This is a genomic window from Halothiobacillus sp. (assembly GCF_028710545.1).
Taxonomy (GTDB): domain Bacteria; phylum Pseudomonadota; class Gammaproteobacteria; order Halothiobacillales; family Halothiobacillaceae; genus Halothiobacillus.
Genome location: NZ_JAQTTX010000042.1, coordinates 1 through 23,352, shown reverse-complemented (window position 1 = coordinate 23,352; position 23,352 = coordinate 1). Strand labels below are relative to the sequence as shown.

General features: G+C 54.1%; 35 protein-coding genes and 1 pseudogene. 35 read left to right on the top strand and 1 reads right to left on the bottom strand.

Annotated features, from left to right (window positions below; genetic code table 11):
- The 29 genes and pseudogenes from tuf to PHD44_RS09260 all read left to right on the top strand — a co-directional run.
- Positions 1-293, top strand: a pseudogene (tuf, locus tag PHD44_RS09400) (elongation factor Tu); the annotation flags it as partial.
- A 5-nt stretch (positions 294-298) separates the two neighbouring features.
- Complete coding sequence (gene rpsJ / locus PHD44_RS09395; protein ID WP_290680080.1) at positions 299-610, top strand: 30S ribosomal protein S10; 312 nt, start codon at positions 299-301, stop codon at positions 608-610.
- Positions 611-757: 147 nt separating this feature from the next.
- Positions 758-1,402 carry a 50S ribosomal protein L3 gene (gene rplC, locus PHD44_RS09390; protein ID WP_300190814.1) on the top strand — a complete coding sequence of 215 codons (645 nt, stop codon included), beginning with the start codon at positions 758-760 and terminating at the stop codon, positions 1,400-1,402.
- Between the two features lie 8 nt (positions 1,403-1,410).
- The gene (gene rplD / locus PHD44_RS09385) at positions 1,411-2,019 is read left to right on the top strand and encodes a 50S ribosomal protein L4 (protein WP_300190812.1); all 609 of its coding nucleotides are present in this window, start codon (positions 1,411-1,413) and stop codon (positions 2,017-2,019) included.
- Positions 2,019-2,309, top strand: a complete 291-nt coding sequence (rplW, locus tag PHD44_RS09380; protein ID WP_300190820.1) for a 50S ribosomal protein L23 — start codon at positions 2,019-2,021, stop codon at positions 2,307-2,309. The genes rplD and rplW overlap by 1 nt, the downstream gene beginning before the upstream one ends.
- 29 nt (positions 2,310-2,338) lie before the next feature.
- The gene (gene rplB / locus PHD44_RS09375; RefSeq protein WP_300190810.1) at positions 2,339-3,163 is read left to right on the top strand and encodes a 50S ribosomal protein L2; all 825 of its coding nucleotides are present in this window, start codon (positions 2,339-2,341) and stop codon (positions 3,161-3,163) included.
- Positions 3,164-3,187: 24 nt separating this feature from the next.
- Complete coding sequence (rpsS, locus tag PHD44_RS09370; protein ID WP_012823226.1) at positions 3,188-3,463, top strand: 30S ribosomal protein S19; 276 nt, start codon at positions 3,188-3,190, stop codon at positions 3,461-3,463.
- A gap of 9 nt (positions 3,464-3,472) precedes the next feature.
- Positions 3,473-3,805, top strand: a complete 333-nt coding sequence (gene rplV, locus PHD44_RS09365) for a 50S ribosomal protein L22 (protein ID WP_300190803.1) — start codon at positions 3,473-3,475, stop codon at positions 3,803-3,805.
- A gap of 10 nt (positions 3,806-3,815) precedes the next feature.
- The gene (gene rpsC / locus PHD44_RS09360) at positions 3,816-4,490 is read left to right on the top strand and encodes a 30S ribosomal protein S3 (RefSeq protein WP_300190800.1); all 675 of its coding nucleotides are present in this window, start codon (positions 3,816-3,818) and stop codon (positions 4,488-4,490) included.
- A gap of 31 nt (positions 4,491-4,521) precedes the next feature.
- Complete coding sequence (rplP, locus tag PHD44_RS09355) at positions 4,522-4,935, top strand: 50S ribosomal protein L16 (protein WP_012823229.1); 414 nt, start codon at positions 4,522-4,524, stop codon at positions 4,933-4,935.
- Positions 4,935-5,132 (top strand): 50S ribosomal protein L29, encoded by a 198-nt coding sequence (rpmC, locus tag PHD44_RS09350; RefSeq protein ID WP_300190796.1) that lies wholly within the window; start codon positions 4,935-4,937, stop codon positions 5,130-5,132. Before rplP ends, rpmC begins: the two co-directional genes overlap by 1 nt.
- Position 5,133: 1 nt before the next feature.
- Positions 5,134-5,403 (top strand): 30S ribosomal protein S17, encoded by a 270-nt coding sequence (gene rpsQ, locus PHD44_RS09345; RefSeq protein ID WP_300190795.1) that lies wholly within the window; start codon positions 5,134-5,136, stop codon positions 5,401-5,403.
- Positions 5,404-5,415: 12 nt separating this feature from the next.
- Positions 5,416-5,784: a 50S ribosomal protein L14 gene (rplN, locus tag PHD44_RS09340; protein WP_300190792.1), complete on the top strand. Its 369-nt coding sequence runs from the start codon at positions 5,416-5,418 to the stop codon at positions 5,782-5,784.
- Between the two features lie 10 nt (positions 5,785-5,794).
- Entirely contained in the window at positions 5,795-6,118 is a 324-nt protein-coding gene (gene rplX / locus PHD44_RS09335) for a 50S ribosomal protein L24 (protein ID WP_300190789.1), read from the top strand.
- Between the two features lie 11 nt (positions 6,119-6,129).
- Positions 6,130-6,669 carry a 50S ribosomal protein L5 gene (gene rplE / locus PHD44_RS09330; protein ID WP_300190787.1) on the top strand — a complete coding sequence of 180 codons (540 nt, stop codon included), beginning with the start codon at positions 6,130-6,132 and terminating at the stop codon, positions 6,667-6,669.
- An 11-nt stretch (positions 6,670-6,680) separates the two neighbouring features.
- A complete protein-coding gene (gene rpsN / locus PHD44_RS09325; protein ID WP_300190784.1) occupies positions 6,681-6,986 on the top strand; it encodes a 30S ribosomal protein S14 in 306 nt (101 codons plus the stop codon).
- 12 nt (positions 6,987-6,998) lie between these two features.
- The gene (rpsH, locus tag PHD44_RS09320) at positions 6,999-7,391 is read left to right on the top strand and encodes a 30S ribosomal protein S8 (RefSeq protein ID WP_300190782.1); all 393 of its coding nucleotides are present in this window, start codon (positions 6,999-7,001) and stop codon (positions 7,389-7,391) included.
- A gap of 13 nt (positions 7,392-7,404) precedes the next feature.
- Positions 7,405-7,932 (top strand): 50S ribosomal protein L6, encoded by a 528-nt coding sequence (rplF, locus tag PHD44_RS09315; protein ID WP_300190779.1) that lies wholly within the window; start codon positions 7,405-7,407, stop codon positions 7,930-7,932.
- Positions 7,933-7,941: 9 nt separating this feature from the next.
- The gene (gene rplR, locus PHD44_RS09310; RefSeq protein ID WP_300190777.1) at positions 7,942-8,298 is read left to right on the top strand and encodes a 50S ribosomal protein L18; all 357 of its coding nucleotides are present in this window, start codon (positions 7,942-7,944) and stop codon (positions 8,296-8,298) included.
- 11 nt (positions 8,299-8,309) lie between these two features.
- Positions 8,310-8,825, top strand: coding sequence for a 30S ribosomal protein S5 (rpsE, locus tag PHD44_RS09305; protein WP_300190774.1), 516 nt, complete (start codon positions 8,310-8,312; stop codon positions 8,823-8,825).
- A complete protein-coding gene (rpmD, locus tag PHD44_RS09300) occupies positions 8,822-9,013 on the top strand; it encodes a 50S ribosomal protein L30 (protein WP_300190772.1) in 192 nt (63 codons plus the stop codon). Before rpsE ends, rpmD begins: the two co-directional genes overlap by 4 nt.
- Positions 9,013-9,441, top strand: a complete 429-nt coding sequence (rplO, locus tag PHD44_RS09295) for a 50S ribosomal protein L15 (protein ID WP_300190769.1) — start codon at positions 9,013-9,015, stop codon at positions 9,439-9,441. The genes rpmD and rplO overlap by 1 nt, the downstream gene beginning before the upstream one ends.
- 3 nt (positions 9,442-9,444) lie before the next feature.
- Positions 9,445-10,779 carry a preprotein translocase subunit SecY gene (gene secY / locus PHD44_RS09290; protein WP_300190766.1) on the top strand — a complete coding sequence of 445 codons (1,335 nt, stop codon included), beginning with the start codon at positions 9,445-9,447 and terminating at the stop codon, positions 10,777-10,779.
- Between the two features lie 76 nt (positions 10,780-10,855).
- Positions 10,856-11,212 carry a 30S ribosomal protein S13 gene (gene rpsM, locus PHD44_RS09285; RefSeq protein WP_300190763.1) on the top strand — a complete coding sequence of 119 codons (357 nt, stop codon included), beginning with the start codon at positions 10,856-10,858 and terminating at the stop codon, positions 11,210-11,212.
- A 42-nt stretch (positions 11,213-11,254) separates the two neighbouring features.
- Positions 11,255-11,644 carry a 30S ribosomal protein S11 gene (gene rpsK / locus PHD44_RS09280; RefSeq protein WP_012823244.1) on the top strand — a complete coding sequence of 130 codons (390 nt, stop codon included), beginning with the start codon at positions 11,255-11,257 and terminating at the stop codon, positions 11,642-11,644.
- 13 nt (positions 11,645-11,657) lie between these two features.
- On the top strand, positions 11,658-12,281 hold the full coding sequence (rpsD, locus tag PHD44_RS09275; protein ID WP_300190759.1) for a 30S ribosomal protein S4: 624 nt from the start codon (positions 11,658-11,660) through the stop codon (positions 12,279-12,281).
- 16 nt (positions 12,282-12,297) lie between these two features.
- Complete coding sequence (rpoA, locus tag PHD44_RS09270) at positions 12,298-13,293, top strand: DNA-directed RNA polymerase subunit alpha (RefSeq protein ID WP_290680039.1); 996 nt, start codon at positions 12,298-12,300, stop codon at positions 13,291-13,293.
- A 29-nt stretch (positions 13,294-13,322) separates the two neighbouring features.
- Positions 13,323-13,703, top strand: coding sequence for a 50S ribosomal protein L17 (gene rplQ, locus PHD44_RS09265; protein ID WP_300190756.1), 381 nt, complete (start codon positions 13,323-13,325; stop codon positions 13,701-13,703).
- A gap of 132 nt (positions 13,704-13,835) precedes the next feature.
- Positions 13,836-14,489, top strand: coding sequence for a hypothetical protein (locus PHD44_RS09260; protein ID WP_300190755.1), 654 nt, complete (start codon positions 13,836-13,838; stop codon positions 14,487-14,489).
- A 94-nt stretch (positions 14,490-14,583) separates the two neighbouring features.
- On the opposite strand, the gene uvrB is transcribed toward PHD44_RS09260, so the two are convergent.
- Complete coding sequence (gene uvrB, locus PHD44_RS09255) at positions 14,584-16,623, bottom strand: excinuclease ABC subunit UvrB (RefSeq protein WP_300190752.1); 2,040 nt, start codon at positions 16,621-16,623, stop codon at positions 14,584-14,586.
- 151 nt (positions 16,624-16,774) lie between these two features.
- Between uvrB and rnr the strand changes: the two genes are divergently transcribed.
- From rnr to PHD44_RS09225, 6 genes are all read left to right on the top strand, one after another.
- Complete coding sequence (gene rnr, locus PHD44_RS09250; RefSeq protein WP_300190749.1) at positions 16,775-19,186, top strand: ribonuclease R; 2,412 nt, start codon at positions 16,775-16,777, stop codon at positions 19,184-19,186.
- Complete coding sequence (gene rlmB, locus PHD44_RS09245) at positions 19,186-19,992, top strand: 23S rRNA (guanosine(2251)-2'-O)-methyltransferase RlmB (RefSeq protein WP_300190747.1); 807 nt, start codon at positions 19,186-19,188, stop codon at positions 19,990-19,992. Before rnr ends, rlmB begins: the two co-directional genes overlap by 1 nt.
- A 112-nt stretch (positions 19,993-20,104) precedes the next feature.
- Complete coding sequence (locus PHD44_RS09240) at positions 20,105-21,280, top strand: pyridoxal phosphate-dependent aminotransferase (RefSeq protein WP_300190744.1); 1,176 nt, start codon at positions 20,105-20,107, stop codon at positions 21,278-21,280.
- Between the two features lie 75 nt (positions 21,281-21,355).
- Entirely contained in the window at positions 21,356-22,405 is a 1,050-nt protein-coding gene (gene recA / locus PHD44_RS09235) for a recombinase RecA (RefSeq protein WP_300190742.1), read from the top strand.
- A 15-nt stretch (positions 22,406-22,420) separates the two neighbouring features.
- A complete protein-coding gene (locus PHD44_RS09230; RefSeq protein ID WP_300190739.1) occupies positions 22,421-22,927 on the top strand; it encodes a regulatory protein RecX in 507 nt (168 codons plus the stop codon).
- 108 nt (positions 22,928-23,035) lie between these two features.
- On the top strand, positions 23,036-23,352 hold a 317-nt coding region (locus PHD44_RS09225), incomplete at its 3' end, for an alanine--tRNA ligase-related protein (RefSeq protein WP_367182024.1).

The following is a 23,352-nucleotide window of genomic DNA, read 5'->3' as shown; positions in this document are numbered from 1 at the left end:
CAATCAAGCCGCACACCAAGTTCGAAGCCGAAGTGTACATTCTGGGCAAAGAAGAAGGTGGTCGTCATACCCCATTCTTCAACGGCTACCGTCCCCAGTTCTACTTCCGCACCACGGACGTCACCGGCTCATGCGCTCTGCCGGAAGGCACCGAAATGGTCATGCCGGGCGACAACGTCGCCATGACCGTCAGCCTGATTGCACCGATTGCGATGGAAGACGGCCTGCGCTTTGCGATTCGTGAAGGCGGCCGCACAGTCGGTGCCGGTGTTGTCTCTAAAATCATCGAGTAATTAATATGGCTTCTCAAACTATCCGTATCCGTCTGAAAAGCTTCGATCATCGCTTGATCGATCGTTCAGCAGCAGAAATCGTTGATACTGCGCGCCGTTCAGGTGCTCGGGTCAAGGGTCCCATCCCTTTGCCGAGCCGTAAAGAGCGTTTCACCGTACTGACTTCACCGCACGTCAATAAAGACGCGCGTGACCAGTACGAGCTTCGCACGCACAAGCGAGTGCTTGACATCATCGAGCCGACGGATCGCACTGTTGATTTGCTGATGCAGCTCGATCTGGCCGCTGGTGTAGACGTGCAAATCCGGTTGAATTAATTTGCTATTCAAATAGGGCTTTACGTCCTGTTTGAATGCTGATAAATTAATGACCCTTTTCAGCCCGGCGCTGTTGCGTCGGGCTGAATATTTCAGGCGAACCGGTCAATCGTAATCGGCGTCTTTCATAAGTTAGAGGTATTAACCATGTCTTTAGGTGTAGTCGGTCGCAAGGTCGGCATGACTCGCGTCTTTGACGATGCTGGTGTTTCTACGCCAGTGACCGTCATTGAGGTCGAGCCCAATCGCGTGACCCAACTCAAAACCCCGGAAGTGGATGGCTATACGGCCGTTCAGGTAACTACCGGTACCCGTCGTGCCTCGCGTGTAACCAAAGCGATGGCCGGTCATTACGCGAAGGCGCAAACCGCATCTGGTCGCATGTCCACGGAATTCCGTATTTCTGCTGACGAGCTTGCAGGTTTTGAGCCTGGCGCAGAGATCACAGTCTCTATCTTCGATGGTGTCGAGAAGGTTGACGTGGCAGGCCAGAGCAAAGGTAAAGGCTTTGCGGGTACCGTTAAGCGTCACAACTTCCGCACTCAAGATGCGACCCATGGTAACTCCCGTTCACACCGTGTGCCGGGTTCCATCGGTCAAAACCAGACACCGGGCCGTGTATTTCCGGGTAAGAAGATGTCCGGTCATATGGGTGATGAGCGCGTGTCGTCTTTGGGTTTGAAAGTGGTTCGGGTCGATGTCGAGCGTGGTTTGATCCTCGTGAAAGGCGCCGTGCCAGGTTCAACAGGCGGCGACGTCATCGTTCGTCCTTCTGTCAAGATTAAAGGCTGAGGCACGTCATGGAATTACAGGTTAAAGATGGCGCTGCGATCAGCGTCTCAGAAGAAATTTTCGATCGCAGCTACAACGAAGGTCTGATTCATCAGGCGGTGGTTGCGTTTATGGCTGGTGCCCGTTCTGGCACCAAGCGTCAATTGACACGCTCAGAAGTTTCCGGTGGCGGTAAAAAGCCCTGGAATCAGAAAGGAACAGGGCGTGCCCGTGCCGGGTCTACCCGGTCTCCTGTCTGGCGTACCGGTGGTGTGACCTTTGCTGCTCGCCCACGTAACTTCGAGCAGAAGATCAACCGTAAAGCCTATCGCGTTGCGATGGCTTCTATCTTCTCAGAGTTGGTTCGTCAAGATCGCCTGATCGTTGTCGAGTCGCTGACGGTTTCTTCACCCAAGACACGTGAAGTGTTGGGTCTGGTGAAAAACCTGGGTATTCAGGGTGGTCGCACATTGTTTGTCGCCGAGGCATTCGATGAGCATTTCTTCCTGGGTTCGCGGAACGTGATCAATCTGGGTTATCTCACGGCTGACATGTTGGATCCGGTGAGTCTGGTTGGCGCCGAGCGCGTGGTGATTACCCGTGCGGCCGTCAAAATGGTTGAGGAGTGGTTGTCATGATGCGGGAAAAACTTTTTGACGTATTGCGTTCACCGTTGGTGACCGAAAAAACAGCGCGGGCGAACCAAGAAAACCAGTATGCGTTCCGTGTGTCTACCACGGCAACCAAGGCAGACATCAAGGCGGCAGTCGAGCAACTGTTCAGCGTTAATGTGCTGTCGGTTCAAACGCTGAACGTGGCTGGCAAGTCTCGCCGTTTCCGTGGTGTGGCTGGTCGTCGCGCTGCTTGGAAAAAGGCTTATGTCACTCTGGCTGAAGGTCAAGCGATTGATCTGGGCCAGGCGAACTAAACCGGTCTGGTTAAGTAAGGAATTAAATCATGGCATTGAAAATTGCAAAACCAACCTCACCGGGGCGCCGTGCGGTCATCGAGATCGATCGGTCGCATCTCTACAAAGGTGCTCCGTACGCTCCTTTGCTGGAGAAGAAATCCAACACCGGTGGTCGTAACAACCTCGGCCGTATCACCACGCGCCATATCGGCGGTGGTCACAAGCAGCATTACCGTCTGGTCGACTTCAAGCGTAACAAAGATGGCATTCCGGCCACAGTAGAACGTATTGAATATGATCCGAACCGCACCGCGCACATTGCATTGATTATGTACGCCGATGGTGAGCGTGCCTATATTCTGGCACCTCGTGGCGTGGTTCCTGGTCAAGTGGTTCAGTCAGGTGTTGAGGCGCCAATCCGTGCCGGTAACTGCTTGCCAATGCGCAACATTCCGATCGGTTCAACCATTCATGCGATCGAGCTGAAGCCGGGCAAGGGCGCACAGATGGCGCGTAGTGCCGGTGCTGCCGTGCAACTGGTGGCTCGCGAAGGTGCCTATGTCACCCTGCGCATGCGTTCTGGCGAGACCCGTAAGGTGCTGGCTGATTGTCGCGCAACGCTTGGCGAAGTCAGCAATCATGAACATAGCCTCCGCTCTCTGGGCAAGGCTGGTGCGACACGTTGGCGCGGCATTCGTCCGACCGTACGTGGTGTGGTCATGAACCCGGTGGATCACCCGCACGGTGGTGGTGAAGGCCGTACCTCGGGTGGCCGTCATCCGGTCACCCCATGGGGCGTGCCGACCAAGGGCTACAAAACTCGGACGAACAAGCGTACGGACAAACTTATTGTTCGTCGTCGTTCTAAATAATTCACTGATATAGAGGGTTAAAAGGTGCCACGTTCACTTAAGAAAGGTCCCTTCGTGGACCATCACTTGCTGAAAAAGGTGGAAGAGGCTGCTGCGGCCAATAACCGTCGGCCCATAAAGACCTGGTCTCGTCGCTCGATGATCCTTCCGGATTTCATTGGCCTGACCATCGCGGTCCATAACGGTCGCCAGCACATTCCAGTTCTTGTCAACGAAAACATGGTTGGACACAAACTCGGTGAGTTTGCGCCTACCCGGACTTACCGGGGACATGTGGCTGACAAGAAAGCCAAGCGCTAGGAGACTGATATGCAAGCTACAGCTTTACACCGTTATGCACGTATTTCTCCTCAGAAGGCCCGCCTTGTTGCGGATCTGGTGCGGGGGCAGGACGTCGCTCAGGCAATCGAAACTTTGACGTTCAGCGACAAGAAAGGCGCTGATCTGATCAAGAAGGTTCTGGAGTCGGCGATTGCCAACGCGGAAAATAATGAAGGCGCGGACGTCGATCGTCTGCGTATCGCGACGATCATGGTCGACGAGGGTCCGGTTTTGAAACGTTTCCGTGCACGTGCCAAAGGCCGCGGCGCACGTATCCTGAAAAAAACCAGTCATATTCTAGTCACGGTCAGCGAGCGGTAAGGGGAGAGTTATGGGTCAGAAAGTACATCCGGTAGGATTCCGGCTCGGGATTTCCTCTGATTGGACATCTCGCTGGTATGCCGATAGTAAGTTGTTTCCGGTTCAGTTGAACCAGGATGTGCGTACGCGTGCGTACATCAAGAACAAACTGAAAGAAGCGTCCGTTTCACGTATTCAGATCGAGCGTCCGGCCCGTTCTGCGTCAGTTACGATTCACACGGCTCGTCCTGGGATCGTGATTGGTCGCAAGGGTGAGGATATTGAGCGTCTGCGCGGCGAAATTGCACCGATGCTGGGGGTCGATCGCAACGCGGTCAAACTCTCGGTTGAAGAGATCCGCAAGCCGGAACTGGACGCGCAATTGGTCGCAGAATCCATTGCACAGCAACTCGAGCGTCGGATCATGTTCCGTCGCGCCATGAAGCGTGCCGTGCAAACCTCCATGCGCCTCGGTGCGGGTGGGATCAAAGTCAATGTATCTGGTCGATTAGGCGGTGCAGAGATTGCCCGTAACGAGTGGTACCGCGAAGGTCGTGTGCCCTTGCACACCCTGCGTGCCGACATCGATTACGGCTTTGCAGAGGCCCAAACTACCTATGGCGTCATCGGCGTCAAAGTTTGGATTTTTAAAGGCGAAGTGTTTGGCATCCCGGGTAACCGTGATGGCAAAGCTGCGACAGCCTGAACCGATCAGATAGGTAAGTGGAGCTAACATTATGCTGCTGCCAAAACGTACAAAATTCCGCAAGCAGTTCCGGGGTAAAAATCGGGGCATTGCGACGACAGGCAACAAGGTGAGCTTTGGTGAATTCGGTCTGAAATCACTGGAGCGCGGTGAAATTACATCTCGTCAAATCGAGTCGGCTCGTCGTGCCATTTCACGTCATGTGAAGCGGGGCGGCAAGATCTGGATCCGGATTTTCCCGGACACCCCGATCACCAAGAAGCCACTGGAAGTGCGGATGGGTAAGGGTAAAGGGAGCGTCGAGTACTGGGTGGCTAAAATCCAGCCCGGCAAGATGCTTTATGAAATTGAAGGTGTGACAGAAGATATCGCGCGTCAAGCGTTCTCATTGGCCTCGGCCAAGCTTCCCGTCAAGACGACCTTCGTAACGCGGGTACTGATGTAATGGGCAAAATCACTAACGAATTGCGCGAAAAATCACCAGAAGGTTTGCGTGAGGAATTGTTGGCGATCAAACGCGAACAGTTCAATCTGCGCATGCAAAAAGCGACAGGTCAGGAATCCAAATCGCATTTGATTCGCGAAGCGCGGAAAAACGTGGCTCGGATCAAAACGATTCTGACCGAGAAGGAGCAAGGCTGAGATGTCTACTGAAACTAACGAAAATGTAGTCCGTACCCGCGTTGGTCGCGTGACCAGCGACAAGATGGATAAATCAATCACGGTTGCTATCGAGCGCCGTGTAAAACATCCCTTGTACGGTAAGTTCATCACGAAAACCACAAAGCTTCACGTTCACGATGAAGACAATCAGTCTCGTGTGGGCGATAGCGTTGAAATCCGTGAGTCACGTCCGATTTCCAAGACGAAATCCTGGACATTGGTTCGCGTTATTACCCGCGCAGCCGTATAAGGAGCAAGAATCATGATTCAAATGCAAACCATTCTGGACTCTGCGGACAACAGTGGCGCCAAGAAAATCCAGTGCATCAAAGTGCTGGGCGGCTCACATCGTCGTTATGCGGGTATTGGTGACATCATCAAGGTGTCAATCAAAGATGCTATCCCACGCGGTCGTGTCAAAAAGGGTGACGTTTACAACGCCGTTGTTGTGCGCACCGCTAAAGGCGTTCGTCGTGCGGACGGTTCGTTGATCCGTTTCGATGGCAATGCTGCTGTTTTGTTAAACGCTAAACTCGAGCCAATCGGCACGCGTATCTTTGGCCCTGTCACCCGCGAACTGCGGGGCGACAAGTTCATGAAGATTGTGTCGCTTGCGCCAGAAGTGATTTGAGGATATCGCCATGCGTAGAATTCGACAAGGTGATGAAGTAGTTGTCATCGCAGGTAAAGATAAAGGTCGTCGCGGCACAGTGCTGCGCGTGATCGATGATGGTGCCCGCGTTGTCGTCGAAAATATCAACAAGGTTAAAAAGCATATGAAGCCCAACCCGATGCTGGGTCAGACGGGCGGAATTATCGAAATGGAGAAATCCATTGATATTTCTAACGTAATGCTGTTTAATCCCGCCTCCGAAAAAGGTGACCGGGTTGGCTTCAAGAAACTTGAAGACGGCACGAAAGTTCGTTTTTTTAAATCCAACGGCGAAGTCGTTGACACAAAATAGGTTGAATTAGAATGGCTCGTCTTCAGGAATTATACTCCAGTACTTATCTGCCTGAGCTTAAAGAAAAGCTGGGTATAGATAATGTCATGGCCGTTCCGAAGCTGACCAAGATTACTTTGAACATGGGCCTGGGTGACTCGGCCCGTGACAAGAAAGTAATCGACAGTGCAGTGGAAGAAATGGCAGCAATTTCGGGCCAAAAGCCCGTTGTGACTTACGCGCGTAAGTCAATTGCCGGCTTCAAGCTGCGCGAAGGGATGCCGTTGGGCGTCAAGGTGACCCTGAGAGGAAGTACGATGTACGAATTCTTCGATCGGTTGATCCAGATCTCTATTCCGCGCATACGTGATTTCCGTGGCCTCAATCCCAAGTCGTTTGATGGTCGTGGCAATTACAGCATGGGCGTGAAAGAGCAAATTATTTTCCCGGAAATTGATTACGACAAAATCGATCAAATTCGCGGGATGGATATCACGATCACGACTACCGCTCAGAATGATGACCAGGCTCGGGCACTGCTCGAATGCTTCGGTTTCCCATTCCGCCGGTAAGGGAGTTTTAAATGGCTAAAAAAAGTATGTTGAATCGGGAAGAGCAGCGTAAAAAGCTCTCCGCCCGCTATCAGGCTAAGCGGGTGCAATTACGTGCCGTTCTGAATGATCAAAACGCGGATTTCGATGCGAAAATGCAAGCTTCGGCTGCATTGAGCAAGTTGCCGCGTGACTCTTCCGTGTGCCGCCAGGTTCGGCGTTGCACGATCACGGGTCGCCCGAAGGGTGTTTACCGCAAGTTCGCGCTCGGTCGGAACAAGCTCCGTCAATTGGCGATGTCTGGTGAGATTCCAGGCCTGCGCAAAGCAAGTTGGTAATGAGGTGACATTATGAGTATGAGTGATCCAATTTCCGACATGCTGACCCGTATCCGTAACGCTCAGAATGCTCGCAAGCCGAGCGTTAGCATGCCTTCATCCAAGTTCAAGCAAGCAATTGCCAAAGTTCTGAAAGAAGAAGGTTATATCGGTGACTTCCAGGTTTCGAGCGACAGTAAGCCAACCTTGTCTATTGCGCTGAAATATTTTCAGGGCAAACCGGTTATTGACATGATCAAGCGTGTCTCCAAGCCGGGCTTCCGTGTTTACAAGAACGCGGACGAACTGCCTACCGTTATCGGTGGTCTGGGGGTGGCTATTCTTTCTACATCACAGGGTGTGATGCCTGATCGCGAAGCGCGTCGGCAAAACATCGGCGGTGAAGTTATTTGCTTCGTATCTTAATTGGGAGTGAATCATGAGTCGTGTTGCTAAAAAGCCCGTCGCCATTCCCAAAGGTGTCGAGGTTAAACTAAATGGTCAAGTAATCTCATTCAAGGGCCCGAAAGGTCAGCTTGAACTGACATTGCACAAATCAGTCAATGTCGATATGGCGGCTAACGAACTGCGTTTTGAGCCTGAGTCTGAGCAGTACATTGCTCTGGCGGGCACCATGCGTGCCCTGGCAAACAACAACATTCAGGGCGTAACAGCCGGTTTCGAAATGAAGTTGCAGCTGGTTGGTGTGGGTTACCGTGCGCAGGTTCAGGGTAATGTTCTGAATCTTGCACTGGGCTTTTCTCATCCAATTAACTTCGCTATTCCTGCGGGCATCACCATTGAAACCCCATCACAAACGGAAATTATTATCCGTGGTGCGGATCGTCAAAAGGTTGGTCAAGTGGCTTCCAATATCCGTGGTTATCGTCCGCCAGAGCCTTATAAGGGCAAGGGCGTGAAGTACCACGATGAAGTCATCTTCCGTAAGGAAGCGAAGAAGAAATAAGGGTTAGCTATGAACGAAAAATCACAAAATCGTCTGCGTCGCGCGCGCCGCACACGTGCCAAAATCGTCCGGTTGGGTGTTCATCGGCTGACGGTTTACCGTACAGCGCAGCATACCTATGCTCAGATCTTCGCCCCTGATGGCGCGACCGTTGTTGCTTCTTCCTCAACGTTGCACCCGGGTGTTCTCGAAGCGGGTAAGCACGGCGGCAACATCGAAGCTGCCAAGCGTGTCGGTGAGACAGTTGCGAAGGCTGCCTTGGCCAAAGGCATTACAAACGTCGCATTTGACCGTTCTGGATTCATTTTCCATGGCCGGATCAAGGCATTGGCCGAATCCGCTCGTGAAGCCGGTCTGCAATTCTAAGAGGTTATGCAATGAGTAGAAATTCTAACGAAGTTGCGACCGATGGCTTGATCGAGAAACTCGTGGCTGTGAACCGGGTTGCCAAGGTCGTCAAAGGTGGTCGTATTTTTTCATTCACTGCGCTGACGGTTGTTGGCGATGGTGAGGGTCGTGTTGGTTTCGGCTACGGTAAGGCGAAAGAAGTGCCGGCTGCCATCCAGAAGGCTATGGACCGCGCGAAGCGCAATATGGTCGATGTGCCTTTGCGTGACGGTACGCTGTATTACTCGACAATTGGTAATCATGGCGCCGCTCAGGTGTTCATGAAGCCAGCCTCCGAAGGTACCGGTGTTATTGCCGGTGGTGCGATGCGTGCCGTATTCGAGGCCGTTGGTGTGCGTAACGTCCTGGCCAAATGCATTGGCACCCGTAACCACATGAACGTGATTCGCGCTACCGTAAACGGTCTGCAGTCAATCAATTCACCTGAAATGATCGCTTCCAAGCGTGGCAAGCGTGTAGAAGAGATTGTTGGGAGTGCGTCATGAGCAAGCCGTCAATGATTCGTATTAAATTGATTCGTTCAACCATCGGGCGTTTGGCCACGCACAAAGCGTGTGTGAAAGGTCTCGGTTTGCGTCGGATGAATCATGAAGTTGAAGTCATGGATACGCCAGAGAACCGTGGCATGATCAACAAAGTCGAGTATCTGCTCGAAGTTCAGGAGTCCAAGTAATGCGTCTGAATACTCTATCGCCAGCTGACGGCAGTCACAAAAACCGCACCCGCGTTGGTCGCGGCGTCGGTTCTGGTCTGGGCAAGACTGCAGGTCGCGGTCACAAGGGGCAGAAGTCCCGTTCCGGTGGCTTCCACAAGACAGGTTTTGAAGGCGGTCAGATGCCGATCCAGCGTCGTCTGCCCAAGATGGGCTTCCGTTCGCTGCGTGCTCTGGCATCAGCCGAGATCCGTACCTCTGAACTCAATAAGCTTGATGGCGTAGTTTCTCTTGAAACTTTGAAAGCCGCTGGCCTGATTCGAAACGATGTTCGCTTCGTTAAAATCATGCTTTCCGGTGAAGTGACCAAGCCGGTTCAGGTTCAGGGCATTCGAGTCAGCAAGGGCGCATTGAGCGCTATTGTTGCGGCCGGTGGAAAAGCGGAGTAACCCGTGGCGCTATCAAATGCCGGTGTAGCAAGTTTGGCGGGGGCCGGTCGGTTGACCGAGCTCCGTCAGCGCATTTTCTTTGTGATTATGGTGCTGGTTGTCTATCGAATCGGCACGTTCATTCCCTTGCCTGGTATTGACGTCAATGTGATGCGTACATTGTTTACGCAGCACTCCGGCGGCATTCTAGGCATGATGAACATGTTTTCCGGTGGCGCCTTGTCGCGGATGTCTCTGTTCGCGCTGGGGGTGATGCCCTACATTTCAGCCTCGATTATCGTGCAATTGCTTTCATCGGTTCTGCCGTCGCTTGAGCGGATCAAGAAAGAAGGCGAGGCCGGTCGCAGAAAGATCACGCAGTACACCCGTTACGGCACCTTGGCTCTTGGTCTGGTCCAGGCTTTGGGCGTTTCCATCGCTCTGCAGGGGCAGTCAGTCGGCGGGCAGAGTCTGGTGTATACGCCGGGTTTCGGCTTTTTGTTCGTCGCTACCATGACTCTGCTCACCGGTACCATGCTGCTGGTGTGGCTCGGTGAGCAGATCACGGAACGTGGTGTCGGCAATGGTATCTCATTGATCATCTTCGCAGGTATCGTGGCCGGCTTGCCTACCGCTATTGGTGGTACAGCCGAGTTGGTGCGTACCGGTGAACTTGGTGTGATTACCTTGCTGATTCTTGCTGTATTGATTGTTGCTGTGACCGCTTTTGTTGTGTTCGTCGAGCGTGGTCAGCGTCGCATTACCGTCAACTACGCACGCCGTCAGCAAGGGCGAGGAATGTCGGGTCAGCAGTCTTCCCATCTGCCACTGAAGCTCAATATGGCCGGTGTAATTCCGCCCATTTTTGCTTCCAGTATCATTCTATTTCCGGCAACACTGGGTAACTGGTTGGGACAGCAGGAGAACATGGCTTGGCTGCGTAATCTTTCTACTGCTCTGTCTCCCGGTCAGCCCCTGTACGTTGGTTTGTATGCGGCTGCGATTATTTTCTTCTGCTTTTTCTACACGGCATTGGTTTTTAACTCGCGCGAGACAGCGGATAACCTCAAGCGTTCAGGCGCGTTCGTACCCGGTATTCGCCCCGGCGAACATACTGCTCGTTACATCGATAAGGTGCTCACGCGCTTAACCTTCTGGGGTGCTCTGTATATCACGGCGGTTTGTTTGCTGCCTGAGTTCCTGATTCTGTATTGGAATGTGCCTTTCTATTTTGGCGGCACTTCTCTGTTGATTATCGTGGTTGTTCTGATGGACTTCATGGCCCAGGTTCAATCTCATCTGGTTTCCCACCAGTACGATAGCTTGGTGCGTAAAGCACACTTCAAGTCTGGATTATAAGAATACGGGCGCATTGTATTGATTCCGTCTTCTTTTTGTTTTATAGTTTCGCGCTCATTTTTTAAGGTGATCTTCGATGGCACGTATCGCGGGAATTAATATTCCGGTGCAAAAACATGTAGTTATTGCACTCACATCTATTTATGGCATTGGCACTACGCGTGCGCAGGCAATTTGCCAGGCTTCTGGCGTTGAGCCGAGCCGTAAGGTTCGTGACTTGTCAGAGTCCGAAGTTGAGGCCTTGCGCGCTGAAGTGGCCAAATTTGTCGTCGAAGGTGACCTTCGACGTGATGTCTCCATGAACATCAAACGTTTGATGGATCTGGGTTGTTATCGTGGGTTGCGGCATCGACGCGGCCTGCCACTCCGTGGACAGCGCACACGGACAAACGCACGGACTCGCAAGGGTCCGCGTCGCCTGGTTAAGCGCTAATCAGGCTTAATATTCTTCGATTTACGAGAGTAGGATTACTAAATGGCTAAATCTAATGCCCCCGCGCGCAAGAAAATCAAGCGCGTGGTCACTGATGCTGTGGCTCATGTCCACGCGTCCTTCAATAACACGATCGTGACGATTACCGATCGTCAAGGCAATGCCCTGAGCTGGGCCACATCGGGTGGTTCCGGTTTCCGTGGTTCGCGCAAGTCGACACCCTTTGCTGCACAGGTTGCTGCCGAGCGGGCGGGCGAAGCGGCCAAGGCTTATGGCGTAAAGAACATTGATGTCGAGATCAAAGGCCCGGGCCCTGGTCGCGAGTCAACCATCCGTGCGTTGAATTCGGTCGGTTTCAAAGTTGGCGTCATCACTGATGTCACTCCGATTCCCCACAATGGTTGCCGTCCGCCCAAAAAGCGTCGTGTCTGAGAGGTATTAGATTATGGCTCGTTATCTTGGTCCTAAATGTAAGTTGAGTCGCCGTGAAGGCACTGACCTTTTCCTCAAATCCGGTGTACGTTCACACGAAGACAAATGTCATCATGATCGCGCGCCCGGTCAACACGGTGCGGCACGTAAGCAGAAGGTTTCTGACTATGGCGTTCAGCTCCGTGAGAAGCAGAAGCTGCGTCGTATTTACGGTGTGCTCGAGCGCCAGTTCGCCAACTATTTCAAGAAAGCGGCACAGCTGAAGGGTTCTACTGGTGAAAACCTGCTGCAATTGCTCGAATGCCGTCTGGATAACGTGGTTTATCGCATGGGCTTCGGTTCTACGCGTTCGGAATCACGCCAGCTGGTCTCTCACCGCGCCATTACCGTCAACGGCGAAGTGGTCAACATCGCTTCCTATCAAGTGGCTGCTAACGACGTTGTTGCTGTTCGTGAATCTTCACGTAAGCAACAGCGCATCAAGGATTCTCTTGAAATTGCCGCGCAACGACCTGACGTGTCGTGGATTTCTGTCGACGCAGCGAAGATGGAAGGCGTATTCAAATCGGCTCCTTCTCGCGATGAGTTGCCGGCCGAAATCAACGAATCGCTCGTTGTCGAATTGTATTCCAAGTAATTAACGGGGGTTTGTCATGCAATTGGGTTCTACCGAACTGCTTAAGCCACGACTGGTCGATGTTCAGGTTCTGGACGCGACGCGGGCCCGTGTCGTGCTGGAGCCGCTTGAGCGTGGCTTCGGTTATACACTTGGTAATGCGCTTCGTCGTATTCTTCTTTCTTCCATCCCGGGCGTTGCCGTAACCGAAGCGGAAATCGAAGGCGTTGTTCACGAGTACACTACTATTGAAGGTGTACATGAGGACGTGCTGGAAATTCTGCTTAATCTAAAAGGCCTTTCGGTCATCCTGCATGGTCGCGATGAAGCCGTGCTGAGTATCAAGAAAACAGGTGCTGGAGCGATAACTGCTGCCGATATCAAGGCCGATCACGCTGTTGAAATCATCAATCCTGAGCATCACATTGCCACATTGAATGATCAGGGCAGCCTGGTCATGACCTTCAAGGTCACTCGTGGTAAAGGTTACGTTCCTGCCAGTGCGCGTCGTGAAGAGGCGGGTGGTCAGATTGGTCGTCTGCTGGTCGATGCTTCCTTTTCTCCATTGCGTCGCGTCTCCTACTCGGTAGAACGTGCGCGTGTCGAGCAGCGTACCGACCTTGATTCACTGGTTCTTGATATCGAAACCAACGGCTCCATTTCTGCCGAAGATGCCATTCGTCAAGCGGCTGGGATTCTGGTGGATCAGTTGTCGGTCTTCGTAGATCTCAAGGCTGAAAAAGTAGAGCCGGTCATTGAACAGGCACCTACGGTTGATCCTGTCCTCCTGCGTCCGGTTGATGATCTGGAATTGACTGTTCGTTCGGCGAACTGCTTGAAAGCCGAGAACATTTATTACATCGGTGATCTCATTCAGCGTACCGAAATCGAGTTGTTGAAAACGCCGAATCTGGGCAAGAAATCGCTGACTGAAATCAAGGACGTGCTGGCCAAACAGGGTTTGTCTCTGGGTCAACGTCTCGAGAACTGGCCACCTGCAGAGCTTTTGAATCTCGCTGAGTCGAAGATTTAAGGCGATTTGAATTTTTTGGGGTATCTGACATGCGTCACCGTCTTTCTGGTCGTCAACTCGGCCGTAACTCTGCACAGCGTAATGCGCTGATGCGTTCTTTAACCAACTCATTGATTGAACATGAGTTGATCAAAACTACTTTGCCGAAGGCAAAGGAACTGCGTCGTTTCGCAGAACCTTTGATTACTCTGGCAAAGGATGACTCCGTGCACGCGCGTCGTCTGGCTTTTGCTCAGACCCGCAACAAGGAAGTCGTCGGTAAGTTGTTTTCAGACCTTGGCCCGCGCTTTAAAGCACGTGCAGGTGGTTATGTGCGTATTCTCAAGTGTGGTAATCGTGCTGGCGATAACGCGCCTATGGCGTACGTTGAGTTTGTGCAACGCAGCGAAACTGCGGCTGCCACTGAGTAACTTCATCTCGGGTTGACTTGTTGAAAACCGGCTTTAAGCCGGTTTTTTTTGCTTTCTCGGTTGTTATTTTGGGCGGCCTTTGTCAGACTCTTGTGGTTTGTATCATTCGTTTCATTATTGATGAGGATATTCATGTCTGTTTCCAATAAATTCCGCGGTATTCGTCATTCTGCTCTGGCCCTTGGCGTCGTTCTGGGGTTGATGACAGTCGGCGCCTACGCAGCAGATACGCCGCCTGCGGGTCAAGCTGCACAGCCTGCGATGCCTACATTGTCTCCAGAACAAATGGCGCTGATGAAAGACTTCCAGCAAACCCGTCAGGAGATAGGCGCGCTTGAGCAGAAGCTTCAGGGTATTGAGGCGGAGGCTTACAAGAAGAACCCCAAGCTCGGCAAGCAGCGCGATGGTCTTCGAGACTCGATCAAGAACGCGATGTCCGACAAGAATTTCGACGCTCAGTCCAAATACGATGAGTTGAAGGCGCAGGTGACCAAAATTCAGGGTATGAAGGAGAATGACCCGGAGCGGGCGAAGGAAATTCAGAAATTCCGTGAAGGTCAGCAGGAGTTCGAACAGCGTCAGGCCAAGGCATTCCAGGATCCCAAAATCCAGAAGCAGTCCGAGAAACTTCGCAACGATGTGCGCGCGGCCATGATCAAAGTTGATCCGAAGGCCAAGGACATGTTCAAAGAGTTGGACGCCAAAGAAAAGCACATGCGTGACTTGCAAGAGAAAGCCATGAAGATGCAGAGCTCCGAGCAAGCAGTGCCTGCACCATCCAAATGATCACTGAGTCAGGGATATCAGTGAGTCAAGGATAAGTGGGTCCGTTTGAATGATGACCCGGCCGAGGCCGGGTTTTTTGTGTTCGTGATTGTTTTTATTTTGCGTCGGCAGCAATCAGTTGTTCTTGTAACCGATGAATTTCATCACGGATGCGTGCGGCCGCTTCGAATTCCAGATCCTTGGCTAGCCGATACATTTTGGCTTCACGTTCCTTGATTTGCTTCAAGATTTGCTCGGAACTCATGGTGACGCTGAAATCACTCTCTGTTTCTGCCACCTGCGCCATTCTCCTGCTCCTCTGGCTTGCGCCGCGAGAGCCGGGAATCTTGTAGTCGCCTGACTGCAGAATGTCATCTACTCGTTTATCGATTCCTTTGGGCGTGATGCCTTGTTCCAGATTGTGCTGGATCTGCTTGGCCCGCCTTCGGTCGGTCTCATCGATCGCCTTGCGCATGGCATCCGTGATTCGGTCTGCATACAAAATGGCCTTGCCGTGAAGATTTCTGGCGGCGCGACCGATGGTTTGAATCAATGATCGCTCTGATCGCAGGAAGCCTTCCTTGTCGGCATCGAAAATGGCGACGAGTGAGACTTCTGGGATATCCAGACCTTCGCGTAGCAGGTTAATGCCGATAAGTGCATCAAAAATCCCCAGCCTCAGGTCGCGGATAATCTCGACGCGCTCGACCGTATCGACATCGGAATGGAGGTAGCGAACGCGCACATCATGTTCTGCCAGATAATCGGCAAGATCTTCTGCCATCCGTTTCGTCAGTGTTGTAATCAGTACCCGTTCGCGGCGCGTGGCACGGTCGCGAATCTCCGAGAGCACATCGTCGACCTGACTTGCAACGGGTCGTATTTCAATTTCCGGATCGACCAGACCGGTGGGTCGGACTACCTGTTCGACAACTTGCGCCGAATGGCTGCCCTCATACGGCCCGGGCGTGGCTGATACATGAATGGTCTGCGGCATCATTCGTTCGAACTCATCGAATTTCAATGGGCGGTTATCGAGCGCGGATGGAAGCCGGAAACCGAAATTGACCAGGGTTTCCTTGCGGGAACGATCCCCCTTATACATCGCCCCGAGCTGGGGGACGGTGACATGAGATTCGTCGATAATCAGCAAGGCATCAGGTGGGAGGTAGTCGTAGAGGCAAGGCGGCGGTTCCCCGGGTTGACGTCCGGACAGGTAACGTGAGTAGTTTTCAATGCCATTGCAGTACCCCAGCTCGTACATCATTTCGATGTCGAAGCGTGTGCGTTGCGCGAGTCGTTGGGCCTCGACCAGTTTGTTCTCTGCATTCAGGTGTTCCAGTTGCTGCGCCAGTTCATCCTTGATGGATTCGACGGCAGCCAGAATCCGTTCACGCGGCGTGACATAGTGCGAGGACGGGTAGATGGTGAAGCGAGGCAGCCGACGCCGAATGGCGCCGGTGAGCGGGTCGAACAAGGAAATCTGCTCGATTTCGTCATCAAACAGTTCGACGCGAACGCCTTCGTCGTCGGATTCGGACGGGTGGATATCGATCACATCGCCGCGCACGCGATAAGTGCCGCGGCGAAATTCCATATCATTGCGGGTGTATTGCATCTCGGCCAGCCGGCGCAGTATCTGACGCTGATCCGCCTTTTCTCCGCGAACCAGATGCAAAATCATCTTCAGGTAAGCATCCGGGTCGCCGAGGCCGTAGATGGAGGAAACCGTTGCGACGATGATGACATCCCGGCGTTCCAATAGTGCCTTGGTTGCAGAGAGCCGCATCTGCTCGATATGCTCGTTGACCGAGGCATCTTTCTCGATGAATGTGTCCGATGCGGGCACGTAGGCTTCCGGCTGATAGTAATCGTAGTAAGAGACGAAATATTCAACCGCGTTATTCGGGAAAAATCCTTTCAGCTCGCCATAGAGTTGGGCGGCCAGCGTTTTGTTCGGTGCCAACACAAGTGCCGGGCGTTGCAGCCGGTCGATGACATTCGCGATCGTGAAGGTTTTCCCTGAGCCGGTGACGCCCAGAAGGGTTTGCTGCGCGAGTCCATCCTGAAGGCCCTCGACGAGTCGAGCTATGGCCGCCGGTTGATCGCCGGCAGGTTGATAATCGGTGACTAAAGTGAATCTGGTGTCCTGCATAAGATGCGAAGTATAGAGGATTGGGCATCGGGTATCCGGTGAAATGGATTATCATGTTAAATTGAATCGAATAAATGGGTTTATTCGCGGGTTTGTCGCCTGGTAATGTGGCGCAGGCTCATTTTTTATGTTTTTACAGATTAAGGTTTCCATGTCCCAAGAGACGGTATCAGATCCCCAAGCGGCCCTAGAGGCTGAAAAATACGAGAATCCGGTGGCGAGCCGGGAATTCATTTTGCAGTTGCTCGCGGAGCACGACGGCCCTCTGACGCTGAATCGATTGATCAGCCTCCTGGGATACGATGGTGATGATGAGCGGATCGAAGGCTTGAGTCGCCGCATGCGCGCGATGGAGCGTGATGGACAGGTCATCCGTAATCGTCGCGGCGGTTACGTGCCGGTCACTCATGCCGAGTTGGTGCGCGGTCGCGTGTTGGGTCATCGTGATGGCTTCGGTTTTCTTGTGCCGGATGATGGCGGCGACGATGTGTTCCTGTCGCCCCGCGTGATGCGTGCGCTGCTCAACGGCGACCGTGCCGTCGTGCAGGTGACCGGGCTCGACCGTCGTGGACGCCGCGAAGGGAATCTGGTCGAGGTGATCGAGCGGGCCAATGCCGAGATTGTCGGCCGTCTGGTGCTGGAGGCGGGTATCGCCTTTGTGGTTCCCGATCATGCGCGGATCACTCAGGATATTCTTGTACCGATGACCGATCTGATGGGCGCGCGCGACGGTCAGATCGTGCGGGTTGCATTGGTCGAGCAGCCTACGTTGCGCCACAAGCCCGTCGGCAAGGTTGTTGAAGTGTTGGGTGATCACATGTCGCCCGGCATGGAAATCGACGTCGCCATCAACTCCCACGGTATTCCTCACGAGTGGCCACAAGAAGTTCTGGCTGCCATCGATGGTTTGAATCCCGAAGTCGAGGAAAGCCACAAGTCAGGGCGGGTCGACTTGCGCCATATGCCACTGGTCACCATCGATGGCGCCGATTCCAAGGATTTCGACGATGCGGTGTTCTGTCAGGCAACGCCAGATGGTTTCCGGTTGCTGGTGGCGATTGCCGATGTCAGTCATTATGTCAATGTGGGCTCTGCCTTGGACCGCGAGGGTTTCAATCGCGCGACGTCCGTTTACTTTCCCGGGCGCGTGCTCCCCATGCTCCCGGAGGTGCTGTCAAACGGTTTGTGTTCGCTGAACCCAGATGTCGATCGCCTGTGTCTCTGTGCCGATATGTTGATCAACAATGACGGGCAGATCGCCAAATTCCGCTTCTTCGAAGGGGTGATGAAGTCCGCTGCGCGTCTGACCTACGACACCGTTGCCAAGGTGCTGATCGATCAGGATGCTGAGGCGCGCGCGGCTCATGCCCATGTGCTCGAACCGCTGGAAACACTTCATCGCCTGTATAAGGTGCTGCGTGCGGCGCGTGAACGTCGTGGCGCGATCGATTTTGATACCGTCGAAACCAAGATCGTCTTCGGCGAAGGCCGCAAGATCGAAGCCATCGTGCCCTACGAGCGCAACGACGCGCACAAGATCATCGAAGAATGCATGATCGCGGCCAATGTCGCGGCTGGTCGTTTCGTCGCCGATCATAAAATCCCGGCACTTTATCGTGTGCATGATCGCCCCACGGCAGAAAAAATCACCGATCTGCGCGCCATGCTGGCCGAAAAGGGTTTGAGTTTGGGCGGCGGTGATCAACCAAGCCCCAAAGACTTCAATGACTTGCTGTCTCGGGTGCAGGGTCGTCCGGATTTTCTGACGATTCAGACCATGATTCTCCGTTCCTTGAAACAGGCGGTGTACTCACCAGACAATCTGGGGCACTTTGGTCTGGCGCATGAATTCTATGCCCATTTCACCTCCCCGATCCGGCGCTATCCCGATTTAATGGTGCACCGCGCCATCCGGCACTTGCTCCGTACGGGTGCCCCGGATCGCTTCCCGTACACGCATGATGAAATGGTCATCATCGGTGAGCATTGCTCCAATAACGAACGCCGTGCAGATGAAGCCACGCGTGATGCAACGGACTGGCTCAAGTGCGAGTTCATGCTCGACAAGGTGGGCGAGGTGTTCGAAGGGCGCGTGGCTTCTGTTCTGGGCTTCGGCCTGTTCGTCGAGCTCAAGGATTTCTTTGTCGAAGGCTTGTTGCACATCACCGCCTTGACCAAGGACTACTATCACTTCGATCCGGTGACGCTTTCGTTGCGCGGCGAACGTTCGGGGCGCGTGTACGCACTGAACGATCCCATTACCGTGCGTGTGGCTCGGGTCGACCTGGATGAACGGAAAATCGATTTTGTCCTGCCGGATGACGATGAAGCTTTGTCGGAAACGAAGAGCGATGCCCGGGATGAAGCTCGGGACGATCATGAAGCCGATGAGGATGATGCAGCCAAGAAGAAACGCAAACCACGCCGTCGTCGTCGTAAAAAGCCTGCTGGTGATGCACCTGCGGGTAGCGATGATGAACAAGCCGATTCAGATGGTGACGGGTCGGATACCCCGTCTGCTCCCGAGTCTGAGTCCGGTGCTGCCGAAGAATCGCGCAAATAATGGCCGAACGCAAAAGCGCATCTTCCACGCAGTGGCTTAGTGGTTTTCATGCCGTCGAAGCGGCCCTTCAACACGATCCGGAACGCGTGTTGTCGGTTATTTTCGAACAAGGGCGACAGGATAAGCGGGTACAGCAACTGCGTGTGCTCGCCGAGTCGCGCGGCGTATCCATCGAGGAGGCCCCCGAGAAGGTTTTCGCCGACCGCGTGCGTGCCGATCGGGAGTTGGCGCGCCACCAAGGCGTACTGGCGCGCTATCAGCCCAAGCCTGCGGGCAACGAGCATGATTTGTTCGCGTTGCTCGACAATCTGGACGAGCCCGCATTCTTGCTGATTCTCGATGGCGTGACTGATCCGCACAACCTGGGTGCCTGCCTGCGCAGCGCCGAGGCTGCGGGCGTTCATGCCGTCATTTCACCAAAGGATCGCGCCGTCGGCCTGACGCCAACCGCGCGCAAGGCGGCCTCCGGCGCCGCTGAGCGCTTGCCGTTCATCCAGGTAACGAACCTTGCACGTACGCTGGCCGATCTCAAATCCCGCCAGATCTGGGTTGTTGGTGCGGCAGGTGGCGGCATGGTCAGCTTGTATGAGTCGGATTTCGCTGCCGAACCGGTCGCGCTGGTCATGGGGAGTGAAGGGGAAGGGCTGCGTCGTCTGACACAGGAAAGTTGCGATCAGTTGATCTACATTCCCATGCGCGCTCCCGTCGAGAGCCTGAACGTCTCGGTAGCTGCGGCCGTTTGTCTGTTCGAGTTTCGCCGGGTGCGAGATCGGACTGCTATTCAGACCGGGGCGCTATCCCAATAACCCCGATTTCGTTAGAATGTCGGGTCATTTGATTTACTTCGGACAACCATGATTTGTGCTTGGTTGCACCGCATTTGTTTAGGCGATCGTTGTTCAGGAGCTTTTTGCGATCATGATCTTTTCAGACCGGGTTCGCCGCGTACGTCCCTCACCGACATTGGCTGTTACCGCGAAAGCAGCCGAATTGAAGGCCGAGGGGCGCGACATCATCAGTCTCGGGGCCGGTGAGCCGGATTTTGATACCCCGGAGCCGATTCGCGCGGCCGCCATCGATGCAATCAATGCGGGTTTTACCCGCTATACCGCAGTCGAGGGGATATTGAGTCTGCGTCAAGCCATCGCCAAGCGTCTGCGTGATGATCAGGGGTTGGACTACGCGCCGAACGAAATCATTGTGTCCACAGGTGGCAAGCAAAGCATCTACAATCTGTTTCAGGCGCTGCTAAACCCAGGGGATGAAGTCATTATTGTGGCGCCTTACTGGGTTTCTTACCCGGATATGGTGCTGTTGGCTGGCGGTGAGCCGGTCATTGTGCTCGCCGGGCAGAATCAGGGGTTCAAGGTTTTGCCTGCCCAGCTGGAGGCGGCGATTACCGATAAGACACGGATCGTCATGCTGAACAGTCCCTCCAATCCGACCGGTGTGGCGTATACGCGGGAAGACTGGGCTGCCATGGCCGAAGTGCTGCGCGCGCATCCCAAACTGCTGATCGCGACCGACGACATGTACGAAAAAATCCTCTGGGCGGATGAGCCCTTTTCGAACATCGCCATGGTTGCGCCCGACCTGAAGGCGCGGACAGTCGTGCTGAACGGAGTAAGCAAGGCTTATGCAATGACGGGGTGGCGGATCGGCTATGCGGCGGGTCCTGCCGACATCATCAAGGCGATGAAGGTGATCCAGTCGCAAAGTACTTCCGGTGCGTGCTCGATCGCTCAGGTAGCGGCTCAGGCAGCCATCGAGGGCGATCAGTCCGAAATCCGGGCTATGGTCCACTCGTTCCGGACCCGGCATGATTTCGTGGTCGATCGACTCAATGCGATTCCCGATGTGGTCTGCCTGCCGAGCCAAGGGGCATTTTACAGTTTCCCTGATGTGAGTGCGGTGATCACCCGTTTGGGCTTGAAGGATGACGTGGCCTTGAGCGAAATGTTGCTCGAGAAGGCCGGCGTGGCGGTGGTGCCGGGGACTGCGTTCGGCGCTTCTGGCCATATCCGCCTGAGCTATGCCACCAGCATGGAGGCGTTGGATGAGGCGCTTCGCCGAATGGCTGATGTGATGGGTTGAACATAGACTCGTCTTCAGTCGCCTCCTTGTTTTTTCTTAGTCTTTGTAAAGCAAACCAATAAATAGGTATCCCCCATGGACGAAAATCGTAAGAAAGCGCTGACGGCTGCATTAAGCCAGATCGAGCGACAGTTCGGTAAAGGTGCCGTGATGCGGATGAACGACACAGTGGGCGTCGACGTGCCTGTGATCAGCACCGGCTCGATCGCACTGGATGCGGCGCTCGGGATCGGCGGCCTGCCGCGTGGACGGGTGGTCGAAATCTATGGCCCGGAGTCTTCTGGTAAAACCACACTGACGTTGCAGGTGATTGCCCAGGCGCAAAAAACCGGCGGCGTATGTGCTTTCGTGGATGCGGAGCACGCTCTGGATCCGACTTATGCGCAAAACCTGGGGGTCAATGTCGATGATCTGCTGGTCAGCCAGCCGGATACGGGCGAGCAGGCACTGGAAATCGCCGATATGCTGGTGCGTTCCGGTGCGGTCGATGTGGTTGTGATCGATTCCGTCGCCGCCTTGGTGCCCAAGGCCGAGATTGAAGGCGAGATGGGCGATGCCCACGTCGGTTTGCAGGCGCGTCTGATGAGTCAGGCCCTGCGCAAGTTGACGGGCAACATCAAACGCACGAACTGCATGGTCATCTTCATCAACCAGATCCGGATGAAGATCGGCGTCAGTTACGGTAGCCCCGAGACGACAACCGGCGGCAATGCCTTGAAATTCTACGCTTCCGTTCGCCTGGACATCCGTCGCGTCGGGGCGGTCAAGAAGGGCGAAGAGATCATCGGGAACCAAACCCGGATCAAGGTCGTGAAAAATAAAATGGCCCCGCCATTCAAGGTGGTTGATGTGGACATTCTCTACGGAGAAGGCATTTCCCGCCTGATGGAGTTGATCGATATGGCCACCACGCACGGCCTGATCCAGAAAGCGGGTGCGTGGTATTCCTGCGGTGATATCCGTCTGGGGCAGGGCAAGGACAACGCCCGGCAGTATTTTGTCGAGCATCCCGAATTGGCTGATGACATTGAAGCCAAGTTGCGGGCCTCGATGCGGGCTTCGACGGGCAAAGCGGCGGTGCGTGCTTCTGAGGATGACGAGTCCGTATCAGCGTTCGAAGAATAACCCAGCGGTCACGTTTTGGCTTGGCATTGGCAGGCGAAGGCGCAAGAGGATAAAGCCGACGCATCTCAAATCGAGAAGGTCGCGGTGGGCCTGCTGGCCCGCCGTGAGCATAGTGCGTTCGAATTGCAGCGAAAACTCTCGCAGCGTGGTTTTGATCCCCGTGTCATCGACGATGTGATCAGCCGATTGGCCGAACAGGGCTGGCAGTCGGATGCCCGTTATGCAGAGGCTTATGTCCGCATGAGGGTCGAGCGCGGCTACGGGCGTGAATCCATCCGTGCCGAACTCGGTCAGCGCGGGGTTGCGCGTGCACTGATTCAGGCCGTGCTGGATGAAGCCGATATCGATTGGTTGGCCTGTGCGCAAAGACAGATCCACCGGCATTATCATGCTGCTCCCGATGGGCATGATGAAAAGTTACGCCGTTATCGACATCTTCTGTCGCGGGGTTTTACGCCCGAGCAATCGCGAGTGGCCAGTGGGCAATGGCGTGATGCCGAGGGCATGGATGATGCTTTCTGATCACTGCTGTTTTCGCAGTTACCGTCGCTCTGGGTCATCGACTTATCACTGCTTTCCGTTACACTCGCGCTCAATATCGTTTTACTTTTTGATTTCGTGACATTTATGATGAAAACCACTGCTGAGTTGCGCACTGCCTTCCTGGATTTTTTTCACCAGCGAGGGCACGAGATTGTGCCGTCTTCCTCACTTATCCCGGCTCATGACCCCACCCTGTTGTTCACGAATGCGGGTATGGTCCAGTTCAAGGATGCGTTCCTCGGGCTGGAACATCGGGCTAACCCGCGCGCTGTCTCCTGTCAGCGTTGCGTGCGCGCCGGTGGTAAGCACAACGATCTCGAAAATGTGGGTTATACCGCGCGGCATCACACATTCTTCGAGATGCTGGGTAATTTCAGCTTCGGGGATTATTTCAAGCCCGAGGC